Origin of the sequence: Methylobacterium sp. 13MFTsu3.1M2 (genome assembly GCF_900112625.1) — a bacterium.
In the GTDB taxonomy this organism is placed as follows: Bacteria; Pseudomonadota; Alphaproteobacteria; order Rhizobiales; family Beijerinckiaceae; genus Methylobacterium.
The window spans coordinates 249141-268541 of the sequence record NZ_FOMM01000003.1; the positions used below are offsets into that span (position 1 = coordinate 249141).

Annotated in this window: 15 protein-coding genes; 9 read left to right on the top strand and 6 right to left on the bottom strand. The window is 69.0% G+C overall.

Translation table 11 applies throughout. From position 1 onward, the window contains the following. Positions 1 to 7 precede the first annotated feature (7 nt). From BM314_RS03215 to BM314_RS03250, 8 genes are all read left to right on the top strand, one after another. Positions 8 to 1219, top strand: coding sequence for a putative DNA modification/repair radical SAM protein (locus BM314_RS03215; protein WP_091976872.1), 1212 nt, complete (start codon positions 8 to 10; stop codon positions 1217 to 1219). Further along, complete coding sequence (locus BM314_RS03220; RefSeq protein ID WP_170868028.1) at positions 1219 to 2700, top strand: UdgX family uracil-DNA binding protein; 1482 nt, start codon at positions 1219 to 1221, stop codon at positions 2698 to 2700. Before BM314_RS03215 ends, BM314_RS03220 begins: the two co-directional genes overlap by 1 nt. Before the next feature lie 60 nt (positions 2701 to 2760). Further along, positions 2761 to 3057, top strand: a complete 297-nt coding sequence (locus tag BM314_RS03225) for a nucleotidyltransferase family protein (RefSeq protein ID WP_020092532.1) — start codon at positions 2761 to 2763, stop codon at positions 3055 to 3057. Beyond that, a complete protein-coding gene (locus BM314_RS03230) occupies positions 3038 to 3397 on the top strand; it encodes a HepT-like ribonuclease domain-containing protein (RefSeq protein WP_091976873.1) in 360 nt (119 codons plus the stop codon). Before BM314_RS03225 ends, BM314_RS03230 begins: the two co-directional genes overlap by 20 nt. A 22-nt stretch (positions 3398 to 3419) precedes the next feature. Then, entirely contained in the window at positions 3420 to 6578 is a 3159-nt protein-coding gene (gene polA, locus BM314_RS03235) for a DNA polymerase I (RefSeq protein WP_056526885.1), read from the top strand. Between the two features lie 123 nt (positions 6579 to 6701). Next, positions 6702 to 7892, top strand: coding sequence for a hypothetical protein (locus BM314_RS03240; protein ID WP_244539830.1), 1191 nt, complete (start codon positions 6702 to 6704; stop codon positions 7890 to 7892). A gap of 163 nt (positions 7893 to 8055) precedes the next feature. Beyond that, the gene (locus BM314_RS03245) at positions 8056 to 10149 is read left to right on the top strand and encodes a hybrid sensor histidine kinase/response regulator (RefSeq protein ID WP_091976875.1); all 2094 of its coding nucleotides are present in this window, start codon (positions 8056 to 8058) and stop codon (positions 10147 to 10149) included. 55 nt (positions 10150 to 10204) lie between these two features. Next, entirely contained in the window at positions 10205 to 11176 is a 972-nt protein-coding gene (locus tag BM314_RS03250; protein ID WP_091976876.1) for an NADPH:quinone oxidoreductase family protein, read from the top strand. A gap of 71 nt (positions 11177 to 11247) precedes the next feature. Here the strand turns inward: BM314_RS03250 and BM314_RS30900 are convergent, their stop codons facing one another. Continuing rightward, a complete protein-coding gene (locus tag BM314_RS30900; RefSeq protein ID WP_244539832.1) occupies positions 11248 to 11514 on the bottom strand; it encodes a hypothetical protein in 267 nt (88 codons plus the stop codon). Here BM314_RS30900 and BM314_RS03255 point away from each other — a divergent pair. After that, on the top strand, positions 11423 to 13048 hold the full coding sequence (locus BM314_RS03255; RefSeq protein WP_244539831.1) for a methyl-accepting chemotaxis protein: 1626 nt from the start codon (positions 11423 to 11425) through the stop codon (positions 13046 to 13048). The genes BM314_RS30900 and BM314_RS03255 overlap by 92 nt on opposite strands. 54 nt (positions 13049 to 13102) lie before the next feature. Here the strand turns inward: BM314_RS03255 and BM314_RS03260 are convergent, their stop codons facing one another. The 5 genes from BM314_RS03260 to BM314_RS03280 all read right to left on the bottom strand — a co-directional run bounded on the left by BM314_RS03260 (position 13103) and on the right by BM314_RS03280 (position 19313). Further along, positions 13103 to 14116: an adenosine kinase gene (locus tag BM314_RS03260; RefSeq protein ID WP_091926249.1), complete on the bottom strand. Its 1014-nt coding sequence runs from the start codon at positions 14114 to 14116 to the stop codon at positions 13103 to 13105. A gap of 52 nt (positions 14117 to 14168) precedes the next feature. Then, the gene (locus tag BM314_RS03265) at positions 14169 to 14744 is read right to left on the bottom strand and encodes a Uma2 family endonuclease (RefSeq protein WP_026604825.1); all 576 of its coding nucleotides are present in this window, start codon (positions 14742 to 14744) and stop codon (positions 14169 to 14171) included. A gap of 52 nt (positions 14745 to 14796) precedes the next feature. Continuing rightward, entirely contained in the window at positions 14797 to 16206 is a 1410-nt protein-coding gene (locus BM314_RS03270) for an MFS transporter (RefSeq protein WP_091976878.1), read from the bottom strand. Between the two features lie 99 nt (positions 16207 to 16305). Continuing rightward, entirely contained in the window at positions 16306 to 17235 is a 930-nt protein-coding gene (locus BM314_RS03275) for a glutaminase (protein ID WP_091976879.1), read from the bottom strand. Positions 17236 to 17543: 308 nt separating this feature from the next. Further along, the gene (locus tag BM314_RS03280) at positions 17544 to 19313 is read right to left on the bottom strand and encodes an ABC transporter ATP-binding protein (protein ID WP_026604824.1); all 1770 of its coding nucleotides are present in this window, start codon (positions 19311 to 19313) and stop codon (positions 17544 to 17546) included. Between the last annotated feature and the right edge of the window lie 88 nt (positions 19314 to 19401).

The following is a 19401-nucleotide window of genomic DNA, read 5'->3' on the forward strand; positions in this document are numbered from 1 at the left end:
CTGTTCGATGGACGAGACCCTGGCCAAGAAGCTGCGCATCCTCGCGGACGCCGCCAAGTACGACGCCTCCTGCGCCTCCTCGGCCGCGCCGAAGCGGGCGGCCGGCAAGGACGGGCTCGGGTCGACCACCGGCGCCGGGATCTGCCACGCCTACACGCCCGACGGGCGGTGCGTCTCGCTCCTCAAGATCCTGCTGACGAACTGGTGCCTGTTCGACTGCGCGTACTGCGTGAACCGGCGCTCCTCGAACGTGCGGCGGGCGAAGTTCACCGTGGAGGAGGTCGTGAACCTCACCCTGAACTTCTACCGGCGCAACTACATCGAGGGGCTGTTCCTCTCCTCCGGCATCATCAAGTCGCCCGACCACACGATGGAGCTGCTGACCCGCGTGGCGAAGTCGCTCCGGCGCGACCACGGCTTCGCCGGCTACATCCATCTCAAGTCGATCCCGGAGGCGAGCCCCTGGCTGATCGAGGAGGCGGGCCTCTACGCCGACCGGCTCTCGATCAACGTCGAGCTGCCCACCGAGGCGAGCCTGGAGCGCCTCGCTCCCGAGAAGGACGGCGCCGCGATCCAGGGCGCCATGGCGCAGATCGGCGAGCGCATCGTGCAGGCCAAGGCCGAGAAGCGCCGGTTCTCGCCGGCCGGCCACTCGACGCAGGTGATCGTCGGCGCGGACACCACCACCGACGAGGCGCTGATCCGCAAGAGCGCGCTCCTCTACGGCAGCGTCGGCCTGAAGCGGGTCTACTACTCTGCCTACAGCCCGATCCCGGACGGCTCAGCGATCCTGCCGCCGAAGCCGCCGCCGCTCCAGCGCGAGCACCGGCTGTACCAGGCCGACTGGCTGCTCCGGTACTACGAATTCACCCCCGACGAGGTGGCCGACGCCTCCGAGGGCGGGATGCTCGCCCTCGACATCGACCCGAAGCTCGCCTGGGCGCTGAAGCACCGGGACAAGTTCCCCGTGGACGTGAACCGCGCCGACCGGGAATGGCTGCTGCGGGTTCCGGGGCTCGGGGCGCGGGCGGTCGACAAGATCGTCAGGGCGCGCCGGCACGCGACCTTGCGCCTCGATGACGTCGCCCGGCTGACCTCCGGATTGAAGCGGGCGCGGCCGTTCCTAGTGGCCGCCGACCATCGGCCGGTCGGGCTGACGGACCGGCTCGACCTCCGGGCGCGGCTGGTCGAGCCCGCGGCGCAGCTGAGCCTGTTCTGATGGGAGCGGGTCACGCGCCGAGTCCTTCTCCCTCCCTGGAGAGAGGGGATTCGCTGTCGCCGCGCGCCGTCGCGCTGCGCCCCGGCGCCGATCTCGACGGTTTCCGCAAAGCCGCCCGAAGCCTCGTCGCGCAGGGCGTCGCCCCCGAGGCCGTGACGTGGTCGGTGACGGACGCGCCCGGCCTGTTCGGCAGCGACGCCGAGCCGGCGACCGACACGCCGCTCGTCCTGCCGAAGGCCGTCGCCGGCCTGATCCCGCAGGTCATTCCCCACCGCGATCCGGAGCGCTACGGCCTGCTCTACGCGCTGATCTGGCGGGTCTGCCGCGGCGAGCGGCACCTGATGGAGATCGGCAGCGACCCGCTGGTCCACCGCCTGCACCGGATGGCGAAGGCGATCGGGCGCGACCTCCACAAGATGCACGCCTTCCTGCGCTTCCGCCGGGCGGAGGGACCGGACGGCGAGCGCTACGTCGCGTGGTTCGAGCCGGACCACCACATCCTCGAGGCGGCGGCACCGTTCTTCGTCGATCGCTTCCGCGGGATGCGCTGGTCGATCCTGACGCCCGAGGGCTCGGCCCATTGGGACACCGAGACCCTGACTTTCGGGCCGCCCGGCGACCGCGCCCATCTTCCGGAGGGCGACGGCTTCGAGGCCGGCTGGCAGACCTATTACGAGAGCACGTTCAACCCGGCCCGCACCAACCTGAAGGCGATGCGGGCGGAGATGCCCAAGAAGTACTGGCACAACATGCCCGAGACGGCCGCGATCCCGGCCCTGGTCCGGGCGGCGGCCGGGCGCACCGAAGCCATGATCGAGAGGGAGCCGACCTTGCCCACACGCCGCGAACCCGCCCGGGCCGTCGCCGCCATGGCCGACCAGGATCCCAAGAACCTCGACGAGCTGAACGCGATCATCCGCCGGACCGAGCCGCTGGTTCCGGGGGCCACCCAGGCCGTGCTCGGCGAGGGGTCGGTCGGGGCGACGGTGGCCTTCGTGGGCGAGCAGCCCGGCGACCAGGAGGACCGGCAGGGCCGGCCCTTCGTCGGGCCCGCCGGCCAGCTGCTCTCCCGCGCCATGGCGGAGGCCGGGATCGACCGGGGCGCGAGCTACCTGACGAACGCGGTCAAGCACTTCAAGTTCGAGGAGCGCGGCAAGCGCCGCATCCACCAGAAGCCGACAGCCGGCGAGGTCAGCCATTACCGGTGGTGGCTCGACCGGGAGCTCGAATTCGTCGGCCCGAAGCTCGTCGTGGCGCTCGGCGCGACCGCCGTGCTGGCGCTGACCGGCAAGGCGATCCCGATCACCCGGGCGCGCGGCCCGTTCCGCTTCGACCGGCACGACAACCGATTCCAGGGCTTCATCACGGTCCACCCGTCCTACCTGCTCCGGCTGCCGGACGAGGCGAAGGCGGAGGCCTACGCGGCCTTCGTGGACGACCTGCGCCGGGTGGAGGCGCTCGGGCGCGAGCTGGCGGCCTGATCCTCCTCTGCCGCGCTTCTGCTATGCTGGCGGCCGCCGATTCCCTCCGGTCCCGCCGCCATGGACAAGCTCGCCGCCCTCGACATCCTGCGCGCCAACGAGGCGGAACTGCGCCGCCGCGGCGTGCTGCACGCGGCTCTGTTCGGTTCGGTCGCCCGGGGGGAGGCGCGGGCCGACAGCGATCTCGACGTGATGATCGAGATCGATGTGTCCGTCGTGGGCGGTCTCTTCGGCTATGTCGGCCTGTGCCACTTCATCGATGATCTCTTTCCGATCCGGGTCGACGTGGCGGATCGGGCGGCCCTGAAGGATCGGGTTCGCACGCACGCGGAGCGCGATGCCATTTCCGCCTTCTGAACGCGAGCGGGCCGCCTGCGCCGACATGATCGCCAACGCGGAGCGCGTTGCCCGCTTCGTGGCGGGATTCACGCTCGAGACGTTCGAGGCAGACGAACGCACCCACTTCGCGGTCGTGCGCTGCCTGGAGATCATCTCGGAGGCGAGCCGCCGATTGAGCGCCGAGACGAGAGCCCGATATCCCGACGTGCCGTGGCGTCAGATCGCGGATGCGGGGAACTTTTATCGCCACAGCTATCATCGGGTGACGCTGGACATCGTCTGGCTCACCGTCCACCACGAATTGCCCGTTCTCGTCGCGGCCTGCCGCGCCGAAATCGCCCGCGCGCCCGACTCCTGATCGCCCCGAGCCGCCTGAGCCCATGACCGACTCGAAGCCCGACTCGAGCCCCGAGACCAAGCCCGTCGGACCCGGCGATCAGGTGATCCTGGTCGACGGCTCGTCCTTCATCTTCCGGGCCTATTTCCAGTCGATCAACCAGGACCAGAAGTACAATTCGCGCCCCTCCGACGGGCTGCCCACCGGCGCCGTGCGGCTGTTCTGCACCAAGATCGCGCAGTTCCTGCAGGACGGCGCCGCCGGCACCATGCCGAGCCATCTCGGGATCGTCTTCGACAAGTCGGAGGGCTCGTTCCGCAAGGAGATGTTCCCCGACTACAAGGGCCACCGCCCGGACGCGCCCGACGACCTGAAGCGCCAGATGCCGCTGATGCGCGACGCGGTGCGCGCCTTCGGCCTGCACGCGGTGGAGCTGGAGCGCTACGAGGCCGACGATCTCATCGCCACCTACACCCGCCAGGCCGAGGCGCGGGGCGCGGGCGTCATCATTGTCTCGTCCGACAAGGACCTGATGCAGCTCGTCGGGCCGCAGGTGCGGTTCTACGATTTCGAGTCGGGTGCCAAGGGCAAGCCCGGCTACCGGCCCGAGCGCAACCTCGACGTCGAGGCGATCGTCGCCAAGTGGGAGGGCCTGCAGCCGAACCAGATCGGCGACGCGCTGGCGCTCATCGGCGACACCTCCGACAACGTGCCGGGCGTGCCCGGCATCGGCCTGAAGACGGCCGCGGCGCTGATCAAGGAGTTCGGCAGCCTCGAGGCCCTGCTGGAGCGGGCGGGCGAGATCAAGCAGCCCAAGCGGCGGGAGACGCTGCTCGCCAACGTGGATCAGGCCAAGCTGTCGCGCAGGCTCGTGGCGCTGATGGAGGACGTACCGGTCCCGGTGCCGCTGGACGACCTCGGCGTGCCTCAGCCCAATCCCGAGAAGCTGGTCGGCTTCCTGAAGGCGATGGAGTTCAACACGCTGACGCGCCGCATCGCCCAGATGCTGCACGTCGATCCCGAGGCGGTGAAGCCCGATCCGCGCCTCCTGCCGGGCGCCCGGCCGCACGGCTACGGCAACGCCGCCGGCGGCAGCGACGCGGTGCCGTTCTTCGGCGATTCCGTGCCGCCGGATCCCGAGACCGCGGCCGCCGGGGCCGAGCGACCGCCGGGCGCCGCCCCGCCGGAGGGCGGCGAGATCGATCCCTTCGCCGATCTCGACCTGCCGGACGCGCCCGCCAAGCCCCGGGCGCCCGTCGAGGCGACACCCGGCAACGTGGTGGCGGCCCGGGCCGCGGAATCCGTGGCGCCGTTCGACACCGCCGCCTACGAGACGGTCTCGTCCCTGGAGCAGCTCGACGCCTGGATCGCCGAGGCCGAGGAGGCCGGCGTGATCGCGGTCGATACCGAGACCGACTCGCTCGATGCCCACAGGGCCGGCCTCGTCGGCGTCTCGCTGGCGGTCGCCACCGGCCGGGCCTGCTACATCCCGCTCGCCCACGTCCAGGCCGCCAAGGTGCAGGCGGACGCCACCGACCTGTTCGGCGAGGGCGCCGCGCCCTCCGACGTGGTCGAGCCGGTGCCGGGCCAGATCCCCCTGAAGGAGGCCGTCGCCCGGCTGAAGCCGCTCCTCGAGCACCCCGGCGTCCTGAAGGTCGGCCAGAACCTCAAGTACGACTGGGTGGTGCTCGCCCGCTACGGCATCGAGGTCGCGCCGTTCGACGACACGATGCTGATCTCGTACGTGCTCGACGCCGGCAAGGGCGGCCACGGCATGGACGAGCTGGCCCGCCGGCACCTCGGCCACCAGCCGATCACCTTCTCGGACGTGGCCGGCACCGGCCGCAACAAGGTGACGTTCGACCGCGTCGCCATCGACAAGGCCACCGCCTACGCGGCCGAGGACGCCGACGTGACCCTGCGCCTGTGGCGGATGATGAAGCCGCGCCTCGTGGCCGAGCATCGGGTCGCCGTCTACGAGACCCTGGAGCGGCCCCTGCTGCCGGTGATCGCCCGGATGGAGCAGCGCGGCATCCGCGTCGACCGGGAGATGCTGAGCCGCCTATCCGGGGATTTCTCGCAGATCCTCGTCCGCCTGGAGGAGGAGATCCAGGAGGATGCCGGGGAGAAATTCTCGGTCGGCTCGCCGAAGCAGATCGGCGACATCCTGTTCGGGAAGATGGGTCTGCCGGGGGCCAAGAAGACGCCGTCGGGCCAGTGGGCCACGCCCGCGACCCTGCTGGAGGAGCTGGCCCAGGCGGGCCACGAGCTGCCCAAGAAGATCCTGGAATGGCGGCAGCTCTCGAAGCTGAAATCCACCTACACGGACGCGCTCCAGGCCCATGCCGACCGCGAGACGGCGCGGGTCCACACCTCGTTCTCGCTGGCGGCGACCACCACGGGGCGGCTGTCCTCCTCCGAGCCGAACCTGCAGAATATCCCGATCCGCACCGAGGAGGGTCGCCGGATCCGCCGCGCCTTCGTGGCGGCGCCCGGCAACCGGCTGATCTCGGCCGACTACTCGCAGATCGAGCTGCGGCTGCTGGCCCACATGGCCGACATCCCGGAGCTCCGGAAGGCGTTCGAGGACGGGATCGACATCCACGCGGCGACCGCCTCGGCGATGTTCGGCGTGCCGCTCAAGGCGATGACGCCCGACCTGCGGCGCCGGGCGAAGACCATCAACTTCGGCATCATCTACGGCATCTCGGCCTTCGGCCTCGCCGACCGGCTCGGCATCGGCCGCGAGGAGGCCTCGGCGTTCATCAAGCAGTATTTCGAGCAGTTCCCGGGCATCCGGGACTACATCGAGACCACCAAGAAGAGCTGCCGCGACAAGGGCTACGTCACCACCCTGTTCGGCCGCGTGTGCCACTATCCGCAGATCCGCTCCAACAACCCCTCCGAGCGCGCCAGCGTCGAGCGGCAGGCGATCAACGCGCCGATCCAGGGCTCGGCTGCCGACATCATCCGGCGGGCCATGACCCGGATGGAGGCGGCCCTCGCCGCGAAGAAGCTCAGGGCGCGCATGCTGCTGCAGGTGCACGACGAGCTGGTGTTCGAGGCGGCCGAGGACGAGGTGGAGCGGACGATCCCGATCATCCGCGGCGTCATGGAGGAGGCGCCGGCGCCGGCCCTGACCCTGAAGGTGCCGCTGGTGGTCGAGGCCAACGCGGCGGGCAACTGGCAGGAGGCGCACTAATTAACCGCGTGGTATTGTGCAAAATCAAGTATGTGATTATCATCTTGTTACTTGATGATGGTAGAAATTACTTGGGCTATTTTAGTTTTTGATCGGTATAACGATTTACGAGGAGACTGAGATATGGCTCGTCAAACTAAGAATAAAACCTTAGAGGTGGCGGCAAAATCGACTACAAAATCGGCTAATAGTGTTGAGGAAGTTCTCAAGAAGCGTAGGGCTCAGCGTCCGTTTCCTGCATCATCATTTGAAGATATTCTTAGTTTTGCCAAAACAATTTTCCAAATTGGGGGCGGGCAGCCGGTAAGACGGCTTACATTGTTTGATCAACTGAATAAATCACCTGAAAGCAGCGCGTCACGGCAGTTGATCGTGAATTCGGGAAGATATGGGCTTACTAAGGGAGGAGTCCAAGCCGAGAATATAGAACTCACTCCCGAGGGTCGAAAATCAGTCGATGATCAATTTTCGATCCGGGAGCAAGCCAAAACCAGGGCGGAATTGGCAATATTCATTATTGAAGCCTTCGAGAAGCTTTATCAAAAATTTGTCGGAAACAAGTTGCCGGCGCACGCCGTATTGATCGACGCAGCTAAAGATAGCGGCGTGGATGAAAGTCTTGCTGCAGAGGCGGTAGATACTTTTATTGTTAATCTTCGTTTTGTAGGGCTGCTGAAAATCCTTTCGGGTGCTGAGCGAATAATTTCACTGGATGCAATGCTATCCGAAATGCCGGCTGGGAGGGCTCCGGATTCCTCCCGAATTATACCTGTGGCTCCAATGCCCAGAAATTCCACAAACATCATAACCTCTGAGCATGCACAATTTGAATCGACTTGTTTCTATATAGCTCCTATTGGAGAGGACGGATCGGAGCCGAGGCGACATTCAGACTTATTTCTTGGTTCCATTGTGGAGCCCGCTCTCGAGCAATTTAAATTAAATGTCGTGCGGGCCGATGCTATAGATAAACCGGGCGTAATTACGAGACAAATTATAGATTACATAATGAGATCGAGACTCGTTATTGCAGATTTGTCCTTTCATAATCCTAATGTATTCTATGAGCTGGCTTTGCGGCACGCGATAAAACTGTCTATTGTCCAATTAATCAGAGCTTCAGAACGAGTGCCATTCGACGTCAGCCAAATGAGAACAATACAAATTGACACCTCAGACATATATTCATTGGTTCCAAAAATAGAATCTTATCGAGCTGAAATTGCGAACCAAGTCCGAAGAGCTCTGGAGCCTGATCATGTTGTTGATACGCCTATTTCAATTTATTTTCCAAATCTGATAGTAAATGTATGAAATGAACAGTGACGCAGGCAATTATTCTATCTATGTCAAGTATCGCGACGAAATTTAAATTTGCAATTCGTTTAAGCGCCAGATATTTTAGAGATTGGAAAGTTGGTGATAAGTTGATGTGCAGTTTGTTGCTCGGGCAGACTGGGACTGTAACTAGAATTAGATGACCGACCCCTTCCCCTTCCCCTTCCTCTCCGGCGGCGGCGAGGCCGCGCGGATGATCCGCGCGCGCGACTGGTCGGGTCATCCCCTGGGGCTTCCGGAGACGTGGCCGGCGGAGTTCCGCGCGGCCCTGTCGCTCGTCCTCAACTCGCCGGAATCGATGATCCTGGCCTGGGGACCCGACCTCCACTTCTTCTTCAACGACACCTACTTCCCGCTGCTCGGCCCCCGGCTGCCCTGGGCGATGGGCGAGCGGTTCGACGTGGTCTGGGCCGATGCCTGGGATCAGGCCAAACCGATCGTCGACGCCGCCATGGCGGGCCGTCCGGAGCGCTTCGTCGACCTGCCGTGGCAGCTCGACACCGACCGCGGCGCCCGGGAGACGTGGTGGACCTTCTCGTACTCGCGGGTTCTCGACGCCGAGGGCCGGGTCGCCGGCCTGTTCATCCTCACCAACGAGACCACCGGCCGGGTCCTGGCGGACGCCGCCCTCAAGGAGAGCCAGGGCCGGCTGGAGGCCGCCCTGGCCGAGTTGCGCCAACTCAACGCCACGCTGGCGCAGCAGGTCGAGGAGCGCACGGCCGACCGCAACGCCCTGTGGACGCTCTCGTCCGACATGATGCTGCGCTGCCTGTTCGACGGGACCATCACCGCGGTGAACCCGGCCTGGACCGAGGTGCTGGGCTGGCGCCCGGACGAGCTGATCGGAACCAAGCTCATCGCCTTCGTCCACCCGGACGATCTCGACCGCACCGTCGAGGGCGCGCGCCAGCTCTCCGCGGGGTCGAGCCTCGCGCGCTTCGACAACCGCTACCGCCACCGGGACGGCGGCTATCGCTGGATCAGCTGGGCGGCCCGGCCCGGGGAGGGCGTCATCAACGCGGTCGGCCGCGACTTCACCGCGGAGCGCGAGCGCGCCGACGCCCTGGCCGCCGCCGAGGAGGCCCTGCGCCAGTCGCAGAAGATGGAGGCGGTCGGCCAGCTGACCGGCGGCATCGCCCACGACTTCAACAACCTGCTCGCCGGCATCTCCGGCTCGCTGGAGCTGATCCAGACCCGGCTCGGCCAGGGCCGCGTCATGGACGTCGACCGCTACATCAACGCCGCGCAGGGGGCCTCGAAACGGGCCGCGGCGCTGACCCACCGGCTGCTCGCCTTCTCGCGTCGCCAGACCCTCGACCCGAAGCCCACCGACGTGAACCGGCTGGTGGCCGGCATGGAGGAGCTGATCCGCCGCACCGTGGGCCCCGCCGTGGTGGTCGAGGTCGTGGCGCCGCCCGGCCTCTGGCCGGCCCTGGTCGACCCGCCGCAGCTCGAGAACGCGCTCCTCAACCTGTGCATCAACGCCCGGGACGCGATGCCGGAGGGCGGCCGCATCGCGATCGAGACCGCCAATGCGTGGCTCGACGAGCGCGCCGCCCGGCGCCACGACATGCCGCCGGGCCAGTACCTGTCGCTGTGCGTCACCGACACCGGCAGCGGCATGGCGCCGGAGATCGTCGGCAAGGTGTTCGAGCCATTCTTCACCACGAAGCCCCTGGGGCAGGGCACCGGCCTCGGCCTGTCGATGATCTACGGCTTCGCGCAGCAATCCGGCGGCCAGGTGCGGATCCACTCGGAGGTCGGCAGGGGCACGACGGTCTGCCTGTACCTGCCCCGCCACCGCGGCGCGGTCGCCGAGGAGGACGCGCACGCCGCCGTCGGCGCGCCGCCGCGGGCCGCGCCGGGCGAGACCGTGCTGGTGGTCGACGACGAGCCGACCGTGCGCATGCTGGTCACCGAGGTGCTGGAGGATCTCGGCTACACGGCGATCGAGGCCGCCGACAGCGCGGCCGGCCTCAAAGTGCTGCAATCCGACGTGCGCATCGACCTGCTGGTGTCCGACATCGGATTGCCGGGGGGCATGAACGGGCGCCAGATGGCCGAGGCCGGCCGCATCACGCGTCCCGGCCTGAAGGTCCTGTTCGTCACCGGCTACGCCGAGAGCGCGGTCTTCGGCAACGGGCCCCTCGATGCCGGGATGCAGGTCATCACCAAGCCGTTCGTGGTGGAGGTGCTGGGCGCCCGCATCCGCGAGATGATCGGAACGGCTTGACCGCACGGTCGGTTCGGGCCTGATCGGCCGGGAAACGCCGGGGAGGAGGGACGCCATGCGGGCGCTGCTGTGCACGAGGCTCGACGGGCCGGACCATCTGGAGGTCGTCGAGCGGCACGACCCGGTGCCGGGCCCCGGGCAGGCGCTGGTGCGGATGCGGCTGGCGGCCCTGAACTTCTTCGACACGCTGATCACCGCCGGGCGCTACCAGGTGAAGCCGACCCTGCCGTTCTCGCCGGGCGGCGAGGGGGTCGGCGTGGTCGAGGCGCTGGGCGAGGGCGCCGCGGGCGTGTCCGTGGGCGACCGGGTGATCGTCCATGCCGGGCACGGCTGCTGCGCGGAGCTGATCGCCCTCGACGCCGCCCGGCTCACGCCGGTGCCGGACGCCGTGCCGGACGAGCAGGCGGCCGGGCTGACCATCACCTACGGCACCTCGCTGCACGCCCTGGCGAACCGCGCGCGTCTGCGGCCCGGCGAGTGGCTGGCGGTCCTCGGCGCCTCCGGGGGCGTCGGCCTCGCCGCCGTCGAGCTCGGCCGGCTGATGGGCGCCCGGGTGATCGCCTGCGCCTCCTCGGAGGAGAAGCTATCGGTCGCCCGCGCCCACGGCGCCGAGGCGGGCGTGGTCTACGACCCGGCGACGCTCAAGGACGAGCTGCGCCGGATCTCGGGCGGCGGGATCGACGTGGTCTACGACGCGGTCGGCGACGCCTACGCGGAGCCGGCCCTGCGGGCGCTCGGCTGGCGCGGGCGCTTCCTCGTCATCGGCTTCGCCGCCGGCGCCATCCCGCGGCTGCCGCTGAACCTGATGCTCCTCAAGGAACTCGACGTGCAGGGCGTCCACTGGGGCGCCTTTCTGGACCGGGAGCCCGAGGCGCACCGGGCCGATCAGCGCCGGCTCCTCGACTGGGTCGCCGAGGGCAGGCTCACCGCGCAGGTCCACGGCGTCTACCCGCTGGCGGAGTACCCGGAGGCCTTCGGCCTCCTGACCCGCCGCGCGGCGGTGGGCAAGGTTCTCCTGCGGCCCTGACCCGGGGCGCGGCCGCCCGCCTCAGCCCGGATCGGCGCGCGACCCGCAGCGCGGCGTCGGCGGGCGACGCGCTATGCGTTTCGCGCCGATCTGCGGCGCAGATCGCTGCCGTAGTAGAGGTTGCGGAAAAATCTGTCTTTCATCTTCATGCATCCCGACGCGACGGTGTCGTCCTCTGTGGTGCCCGAGATGAGACTGCGAAGAAGTATCGTATCGAAGCTGATACTGCCCTCGATCGTCGGCTTTCTGCTTTTCCTGGCAAGCTCGGCCGTCGGCTTGATGCAGATACAGGCCATCAACGCCGCCGCCGTGGAGACCCGCGACGTCTGGGTGCGCAAGGACAACGATCTCCATACGATTCGATTCCTGATGCTGCGGTACCACACGACGACGATCCGCAAGGTGGTCGCCGTCGACGACGGTGAGAACCGGGACCTCGATGCCGAGTTCGTCGAGATGGATCGGTCCATCCCCGAGGCCTTCCAGAGCTATCGCGCGCGCGCGACGACGCCCCGGGAGCGCGCGCTCTGGGACGCGTTCGAGGGGCGGTGGAAGGTCTATCGCACCGCCCAGGAGGCGATCCTCGCGCCGCTCAGGCGCGGCGACCGGAACGCGGCCCGCGACGCCATCGCGCCCGCCCGCCCGCCGCTCGTGGCCGCCTTCGATGCCCTGGCGGATCTGGCCCAGGTCACCGCCGAGGGCACGAACGTCTCGGTCCAGCGCTCCGAGGACGCGTTCCGGACGGCGTGGTCCGTCACCGTCGCGCTCGCGGTCATCGGGTTGCTCATGACCGGCGCGGCGGTCTGGTGGGTCTGGCACCGGGTCGCCCGCCCGATCCGGTCCCTGGCCGGAACCATGGGCCGGCTCGCGGCCGACGACCTCGACGCGGCCGTCGGCGGTTCCGAGCGCGGGGACGAGATCGGCGTCATGGCGGCGTCCGTCCAGGTCTTCAAGGACGGCCTGATCCGGGCGCGCATGCTCGAGCACGACGCCGCACAGGCCCGCGCCACGGCCGAGGCGGAGCGGCGGAGCGGCATGCACCGGATCGCCGACGCCTTCGAGGGCACGGTCGGCGGCATCATCGGCACGGTCTCGGCCGCCGTCGCCGCGCTGCAGGACACGGCCTCGGCCATGAACGAGGCTGCCGCCGACACCGCCGATCGCTCCATCCGGGTGGCGAGCGCGGCCGAACGCGCCGCCAGCACCGTCAGCGTCGCGGCGGCGGCGGCCGAGGAACTCGGCGCCTCCGTCCAGGAGATCGGCCGCCAGGTCGCGGGTTCGACGGAACTGACACAGTCGGCGGTCGCGGACGCGGCGGCGACCGCGCATCTGGTCCAAGAGCTGAACGGGGCGGCGATCCAGATCGGCCATGTCGTGACCCTGATCTCGACCATCGCCGAGCAGACGAATCTCCTCGCGCTGAACGCCACGATCGAGGCGGCGCGGGCCGGCGCGGCGGGCCGCGGCTTCGCCGTCGTGGCCGCGGAGGTGAAGGAATTGGCCGGTCAGACCGCGCGGGCAACCGACGAGATCGGCGGCCACGTCGCCCGGATCCAGTCTTCCACCGGCGACGCCGTCACGGCGATCGGACGCATCGGCGGTCGGGTTCAGGAACTCAGCGCGGTGGCGACGCGGATCGCCAGCGCCGTGGAGCAGCAGGGCGCCGCGACGCAGGAGATCGTCCGCAACGTCTCCCAGGCCGCCCAGGGGGCAGCGGACGTCACCAGCACCATCACGGGCGTCGCCGACGCGGCGAAGGGGACCGGAGCGGCGGCCGATCAGGTTCTCACGGCAGCCTCGGAGCTGTCGAACCGGTCCGGCCACCTCAGGGACGAGGTGACGCGCTTCCTCGCGACCGTCCGCGCGGCCTGAGCGCGCGGGATCGGCGCAAACGCGGACCTCCGGCCGCGCGCCCGGCGCGCCGGCTCAGAGGAGCCCGCGCGCCTTGGCCAGGCCGACCAGGTCCGCCTGCGGGCGGGCGCCGATATGCTGGATGACCTCGGCGGCCGCGAGCGTGCCCAGGCGGGCGCTGGCGACGTTGTCGAGCCCGCGGGCGTGCCCGGCCAGGAAGCCGGCCGCGAACAGGTCGCCCGCGCCGGTCGTGTCGACCACGGTCTGGACCGGGCTCGCCTCGACGGCCCGGACCTCGCCGCCCTGAACCACCAGGGCGCCGTCGGCCGAGCGCGTGACGAGGCCGAGCAGGTGCCGGCCGCGGGCGTTGCGCTCGTCGCGCAGGGCCGCCACGGCGGCCTCGGGATCCTCGGTCTCGTAGAGGCTCTGCAGCTCGGCCATGTTGGCGAACAGGATGTCGATGCTGCCGTCCCGCACGAGGCCGAGGAACTCGTCGCGGTAGCGGCCCACGCAGAACGCGTCCGAGAGGGTCAGCGCGACGGCGTTGCCCGCCTGATGGGCGAGCTGCGCGGCCTTGCGGAACGCGTCCTTGGCGGCCGGCGGATCCCACAGGTAGCCCTCGAGATAGACGACGCGGGCCGAGCTCACGAGCGCCTTGTCGACGTCGTCGGGCGACAGGCCCTGGCAGGCGCCGAGATACGTGTTCATCGTGCGCTCGCCGTCCGGCGTCACGAGCACGAAGCACCGGGCGGTGGCCGGCCCCTCGGCGGCGGCCGGGACGGCGAAGTCGACGCCGGTCGCCTTGAGGTCGTGGCTGAACAGGCCGCCGAGCTCGTCGTTCCGGACCTTGCCGACGAAGCCGGTCTTGGCCCCGAGGAGCGCCGCGCCGACCGCGGTGTTGGCGCCCGAGCCGCCCGACACGATCGTCGCCGGTCCCATCGCCTGGAACAGCGCCTCGGCCCGCGGCTCGTCGATGAGCTGCATCGCGCCCTTGGTGACGCCCTGCGCCGACAGGAAGGCGTCGTCCGTGCGGGCGATCACGTCGACGATCGCGTTGCCGAGCACGAGGAGATCGAGGGGTGCAGTCATCCGGGCGTCCTGATTCGCGTTCGCGCCGCTGTGGCATCCGCCTCGGATCGGATCAAGCGCCGTCGTCGGCGGGCGCGAGGTCGGCGAACAGCTCCGGCACGGGCAGGCGCAGGCCGGGCGGCGTCAGGTCCAGCGTCTCCCGGGTCGCGATGCGGGTCTCGATCAGGCCGCCCTGCGCGCGGCGGTGATGGATGACGAGACGCTTCACCGGATCCACGATCAGATAGTGGATGACGCTCTCCAGACCGAAGTAGCGGGTCAATTTCAGGCCCGAGTCCACCGCGCGTGTGCCCGGCGACTGAACCTCGACGACGATGACGGGATCCGGCACTTCGATGGCATCGAGATCCATCCGGGGCCCACAATAGACCAGTGCATCCGGTTCGAACGTCGTCGTGCTGTCGATGCGGACCGTCATGCCGTCAGGCATCATGTGGCAGACGACACCGGAGGCTCTGATCGCGCGATTCAGGGCTGTCTGTGCTGCGAACTTGACCAACGCATGTCCGGCCCGCTCCGGTGACATCGCGAACACCTCGCCATCGACCAGCTCGAAGCGCCCCGGCTGCCCCTCGGCCCAGGCGAGAAACTCGTCGACCGTCATCCGGGATCTCGGCTGAGCGACCATGCCCGAGGTTAGCACGGATTCGGCTTGCCGGGAGCTGTGCTCCTCACGGGCCTCACCCCGCGATCTTCTCCAGCGCGACGTCCCGCGTCCGGGGACCCAGCAGCCCGACGAGCAGGCCCGCGGCCAGCATCGCCACCGAGATAAACAGGAACACGCCCGGCGTCCCGGCCTCCCGCAGCACGAACGCGATGACGAAGCCGGTGAAGATCGCCGAGAAGCGGCTCCAGGAATAGACGAAGCCGACCGCCCGGGCCCGGATGCCCGTGGGGAACAGCTCGGCCTGATAGGCGTGGAAGCTGTACGACATCACGTTCGAGGCCAGCGTCAGGCCGATGCCGAGCGCCACGATGACGGTGACGTCCCGCGTCTGCGCGAAGGCCAGGCCGCAAGCGATGTAGAGGAGGGCGGCGGCCACGATGACGTGCTTGCGCTCGAACCGGTCGGCGATGGCGAGGCCGATCAGGGGCCCGACCGGGGCGGCCAGCGCGATCAGCGCCGTGTAGGCGAGGCTCGACGTCACCGTGATGCCCTGGGCCACCAGGAGGGTCGGCACCCAGTTGGCGAAGCCGTAGAAGCCGACCGTCTGGAAGACGTTGAACCCCGCCATCATCAGGGCGCGGCGCCGGTAGGGCTGGACCCACATGTCGCGGAACGCGCCGCGCGGCTGCACCGGCTCCGGCGCGGCCGGTGCGGGAAGCGCGCCGCCGTGCTCGGCCGCGATCCGCGCCTCCAGCCGCCGCAGGACCGCCTCGGCCTCCGCCAGACGGCCGTGCTCGACGAGCCAGCGCGGGCTCTCCGGCAGGCCCGCCCGCATCCACCAGACCACGATCGCCGCCGAGGCGCCGATCAGCACCACCCAGCGCCACCCGTCGATGCCGAGGGGCGCCGCCGGGATCAGCAGGTAGGACAGGAACGCCACGACCGGCACGGCGGTGAAGCCGATGCCCTGGCACAGGGCGAAGGCCCGGCCCCGGATCGCCTTCGGCACCAGCTCGGACAGGTAGCTGCCGATCGTCACCATCTCCAGGCCGAGGCCGATCCCCGCGATCAGGCGCCAGAGATTGAGGCCGAAGGCGTCGCTCTGGCAGGCCATCACCACGTTGGCGGCGGTGTAGGACAGCAGCGACCACGTGAAGATCGCCCGCCGGCCGAACCGGTCGGCGAGCCAGCCGCAGGCGATGGTGCCGATGAACAGGCCGGTGAAGAGGGCCGCCACGAAGCTCGCGACGCCGCTGGCGCCGAACAGGCCCGGGGTCGTCGGCGTGAGGATCCCGGCCTTGACGAGGCCCGGCGCGACGTAGCCGGTGAACAGCAGGTCGTAGAGCTCGAAGAAGAAGCCGAGGCCGAGCAGCACCACGAGGCGCCAGACCGTCGGCGTCGCCGGAAGCCGGTCGAGGCGGGCCAGGATGGCGCCGGGATCGAGACCTTCCTCGGCAGCCCGGACTGCCGTACGCGTCGCCATGCCGGTGCGCCCCGTTTCGGCGCCGCGGCGCCCTGCCGGCGCAGTGCCGCGGAAGCGGGCGCCGCGCAAGAGGGTGCGACGCGGGGAGCGGCGCTCCCCTCAGGCGCCGAAGACGGACCAGCCCATGCGCTGCGTCAGCCGCTCCAGGGCGATGCGGCCGAGATGGGAATTGCCCGCCGCGTCGAGGCCGGGCGACCAGACGGCGATGGACGCCTTGCCGGGCGCGATCGCCAGGATGCTGCCGCCGACCCCGCTCTTGCCCGGCAGGCCGACGCGGTAGGCGAACTCGCCCGACCCGTCGTAGTGGCCGCAGGTCAGCATGATCGCGTTGATGCGGCGCGCGCGCTCGGCCGAGACCACCGAGTGGCCGGTCGACGGGTTGACGCCGTTATGCGCCAGGAACCGTCCGGCCCGCGCGAGCTGGCGGCAGTTCATCGCGATGGCGCAGTGATGGAAGTAGACGCCGAGCGTGAAGTCGACCGGATTGTCGAGGACGCCGAACGACTTCATGTAGTTGGCCAGCGCGGTGTTGCGGAAGCCCGTGCGCTTCTCCGAAGCCGCCACCGTCTCGTCGATGGTGATGCTGGAATCCTGGGCCAGGAACTGCATGAAGCGCAGGATCTCGCCCAGCGCCTCGCGGGGCTCGTGGCCCGAGAGGATCACGTCGGTGACCGCGATCGCGCCCGCGTTGATGAAGGGATTGCGCGGCACGCCGCGCTCCCGCTCCAGCTGCACGATGGAATTGAACGGATTGCCCGAGGGCTCGCGGCCGACCCGTTTCCAGAGGCGGTCGCCGACCATGCCGAGGGCGAGGGTGAGCGTGAACACCTTCGACACGCTCTGGATCGAGAACGGCGTCTCGCTGTCGCCGCCGGTGAAGACCTGCCCCTCGGCGTCGATCACCGCCAGGCCGAACTGGCCGGGATCGACCCGGGCGAGCTCCGGGATGTAGTCCGCGACCGCACCCCGGTCGGGGCGCTGGGCCATCTCCTCGGAGATCTCCCGGATGACGTGGGCAAGGTCGGGCACGGTCGGGCTCGGGCGTCGCGTTGCGTCGGAACCGGGCCGGTTCGCGACGTCTCAGGCGATGCAAGGTCCGGTCCGGCCGCGCGGTGATCTAGCAGTGCCGGGCGGGCGTGGGAACCGGAGCGGCCGTGCCCGCGCCACGATCAGCCGGCGAGCGCCGGCCGCCGGGCCGTCACTCGATCCGCACCGTCATCGCGAGCGCAGCGCAGCGACCCAGGGATGCGCCACGCTCGGGCATCGCGTGCCTCACTGGATTGCTTCGCTGCGCTCGCAAAGACGGCTGCGGTGCGTCCGCTCGGCGAGAAGGATCATCACGCGGCGGCGAGCGCCATCGCCATGGATTCCTTCTTCATCAGCTCCCGGAAGAAGCCGTCGAGATGGGTCAGCTTGTCGGGCGAGCCGTCCTGCGCGATGCGGCCGCCGTCGAGCACGACGATCCGGTCGAAATCCTGCAGCGTCGAGAGACGGTGCGCGATCGCGATGACGGTCCGGCCCTTCATCAGGTTGGCGAGGGCGTGACGGATCGCCTGCTCGGATTCGGCGTCGAGCGCCGAGGTCGCCTCGTCGAGCAGCAGGATCGGCGAGTTCTTCAGGATCGCCCGGGCGATGGCGATGCGCTGGCGCTGGCCGCCCGAGAGCTTCACGCCGCGATCGCCCACGATCGTGTCGAAGCCTTCCGGCAGGGCCTTGATGAAGTCGGTGCAGTGCGCCGCCTCGGCCGCCTGCCAGACCTCCTCGTCGGTCGCCTCGGGCCGGCCGTAGCGGATGTTCTCACGCAGGGAGCGGTGGAACATCGAGACGTCCTGCGGCACGACCGTGATGGCCTCGCGCAGGGATTCCTGCGTGACGCGCTCGATGTTCTGCCCGTTGATGCGGATCGCGCCGCTCTGCACGTCGTAGAAGCGCTGGATCAGCGAGAACAGGGTCGACTTGCCGCCGCCCGACCTGCCCACGAGGCCGACGCGCTGGCCGGGCTCGATGACGAGGTCGAAGTCGGTGAAGACGGGGCGCCCGTCCGGATAGCTGAACGCGACGTGCTCGAACTCGATCTTGGCGCCCTGGCCGCTGAGCGGCTGCGCCTCCGGATGGTCCACGAGGTCGTGGGGCTGGAGCAGGGTGTGCAGCGCCTCGGAGAGGCGGGCCGTGTGCTGGGTCGCGTCGACCAGCGCCACCGCGAGGTCGCGGGTCGCGGCGAGGATGCGGATGCCGAGCGTGCAGACGAGGACCACCTGACCGTTCGTCGCCTGGCCGGCCTCCCACATCTGGATCGCCCAGTAGAGCAGGCCGAACACGGCGAGCACGGTGAGCACCGCGTGCACGATCCGCAGCTTCTCGAGATAGAGCAGGGACGAGCGGCGGGCGCGCATCTCGGTGGCGACGGTGCCCTCGAAGCGCTGGCCCTCGCGCTTGAACGCCGAGAAGGCGCGCACGAGCGACATGTTGCCGACGAGGTCGACCATCTCGCCGTCGACGGAGGCGGCCTTGGCGGCGAAGTCGTGGTGCAGCGGCTTGCCGGCCGCGGCCATCTTGAACATCAGCACGACGACGGCGGCGAACACGCCCGCCAGGATGCCCGCCATGGTGAGGTTGACGGTGGCGATGTAGGCGATCGACCCGAAGGCCGCGACCGTCGGCGGCATCACGTTGAACACGAACATGTTCTCGACCGTGAAGATCGCGTTCGAGGTCGCCGTGATCCGCGACGCCAGGGTGCCCGGCTGGCGGTCGGAGAAGAAGGTCGGGGAGTGGCCGGTCAGGTGCCGGAACAGGTCGCGCCGGATGTCGCCCGTGATGCCCACGAAGGTGAAGGCGCCGGTCAGCGCGGCCACGCGCCAGAGCATGTTGTCGGCGGCGATGAAGGCGATCAGGACCGCCAGGGCGCCCCAGATCACGGTGTTGTCGGGGCCGGGACCCTTCGTCAGCGCGTCGACCACGCCCTTCAGGGCGTAGTCGGTGGAGACCGAGAAGCCGACGGCGCCGAGCACCGAGATCAGGATGACCAGGTGCGGCAGCCAGCGGCGCCGGAGATACCGTCCGACGAAGGCGAAGGGCCTGTCGGCGTATCGGTGCAGCTCTTCCATCGCGGTGACCATTCCGTATTCGCGCGGCTTTGGCTTACGGGCTGAGGCGGAGTGCAGCGCGGGCGCAGTCTGACCCGCAGCGGCAACG

Bases quoted from the DNA above. Each gene is read 5' to 3' on its own strand.
- BM314_RS03215 (WP_091976872.1), top strand. From the start codon at position 8: ATGGACGAGACCCTGGCCAAGAAGCTGCGCATCCTCGCGGACGCCGCC.
- BM314_RS03280 (WP_026604824.1), bottom strand. From the start codon at position 19,313: ATGGAAGAGCTGCACCGATACGCCGACAGGCCCTTCGCCTTCGTCGGA.
- BM314_RS03230 (WP_091976873.1), top strand. From the start codon at position 3,038: ATGCCATTTCCGCCTTCTGAACGCGAGCGGGCCGCCTGCGCCGACATG.
- BM314_RS03245 (WP_091976875.1), top strand. From the start codon at position 8,056: ATGACCGACCCCTTCCCCTTCCCCTTCCTCTCCGGCGGCGGCGAGGCC.
- BM314_RS03270 (WP_091976878.1), bottom strand. From the start codon at position 16,206: ATGGCGACGCGTACGGCAGTCCGGGCTGCCGAGGAAGGTCTCGATCCC.
- BM314_RS03225 (WP_020092532.1), top strand. From the start codon at position 2,761: ATGGACAAGCTCGCCGCCCTCGACATCCTGCGCGCCAACGAGGCGGAA.
- BM314_RS03260 (WP_091926249.1), bottom strand. From the start codon at position 14,116: ATGACTGCACCCCTCGATCTCCTCGTGCTCGGCAACGCGATCGTCGAC.
- BM314_RS03240 (WP_244539830.1), top strand. From the start codon at position 6,702: ATGGCTCGTCAAACTAAGAATAAAACCTTAGAGGTGGCGGCAAAATCG.
- BM314_RS03220 (WP_170868028.1), top strand. From the start codon at position 1,219: ATGGGAGCGGGTCACGCGCCGAGTCCTTCTCCCTCCCTGGAGAGAGGG.
- polA (WP_056526885.1), top strand. From the start codon at position 3,420: ATGACCGACTCGAAGCCCGACTCGAGCCCCGAGACCAAGCCCGTCGGA.
- BM314_RS03250 (WP_091976876.1), top strand. From the start codon at position 10,205: ATGCGGGCGCTGCTGTGCACGAGGCTCGACGGGCCGGACCATCTGGAG.
- BM314_RS03265 (WP_026604825.1), bottom strand. From the start codon at position 14,744: ATGGTCGCTCAGCCGAGATCCCGGATGACGGTCGACGAGTTTCTCGCC.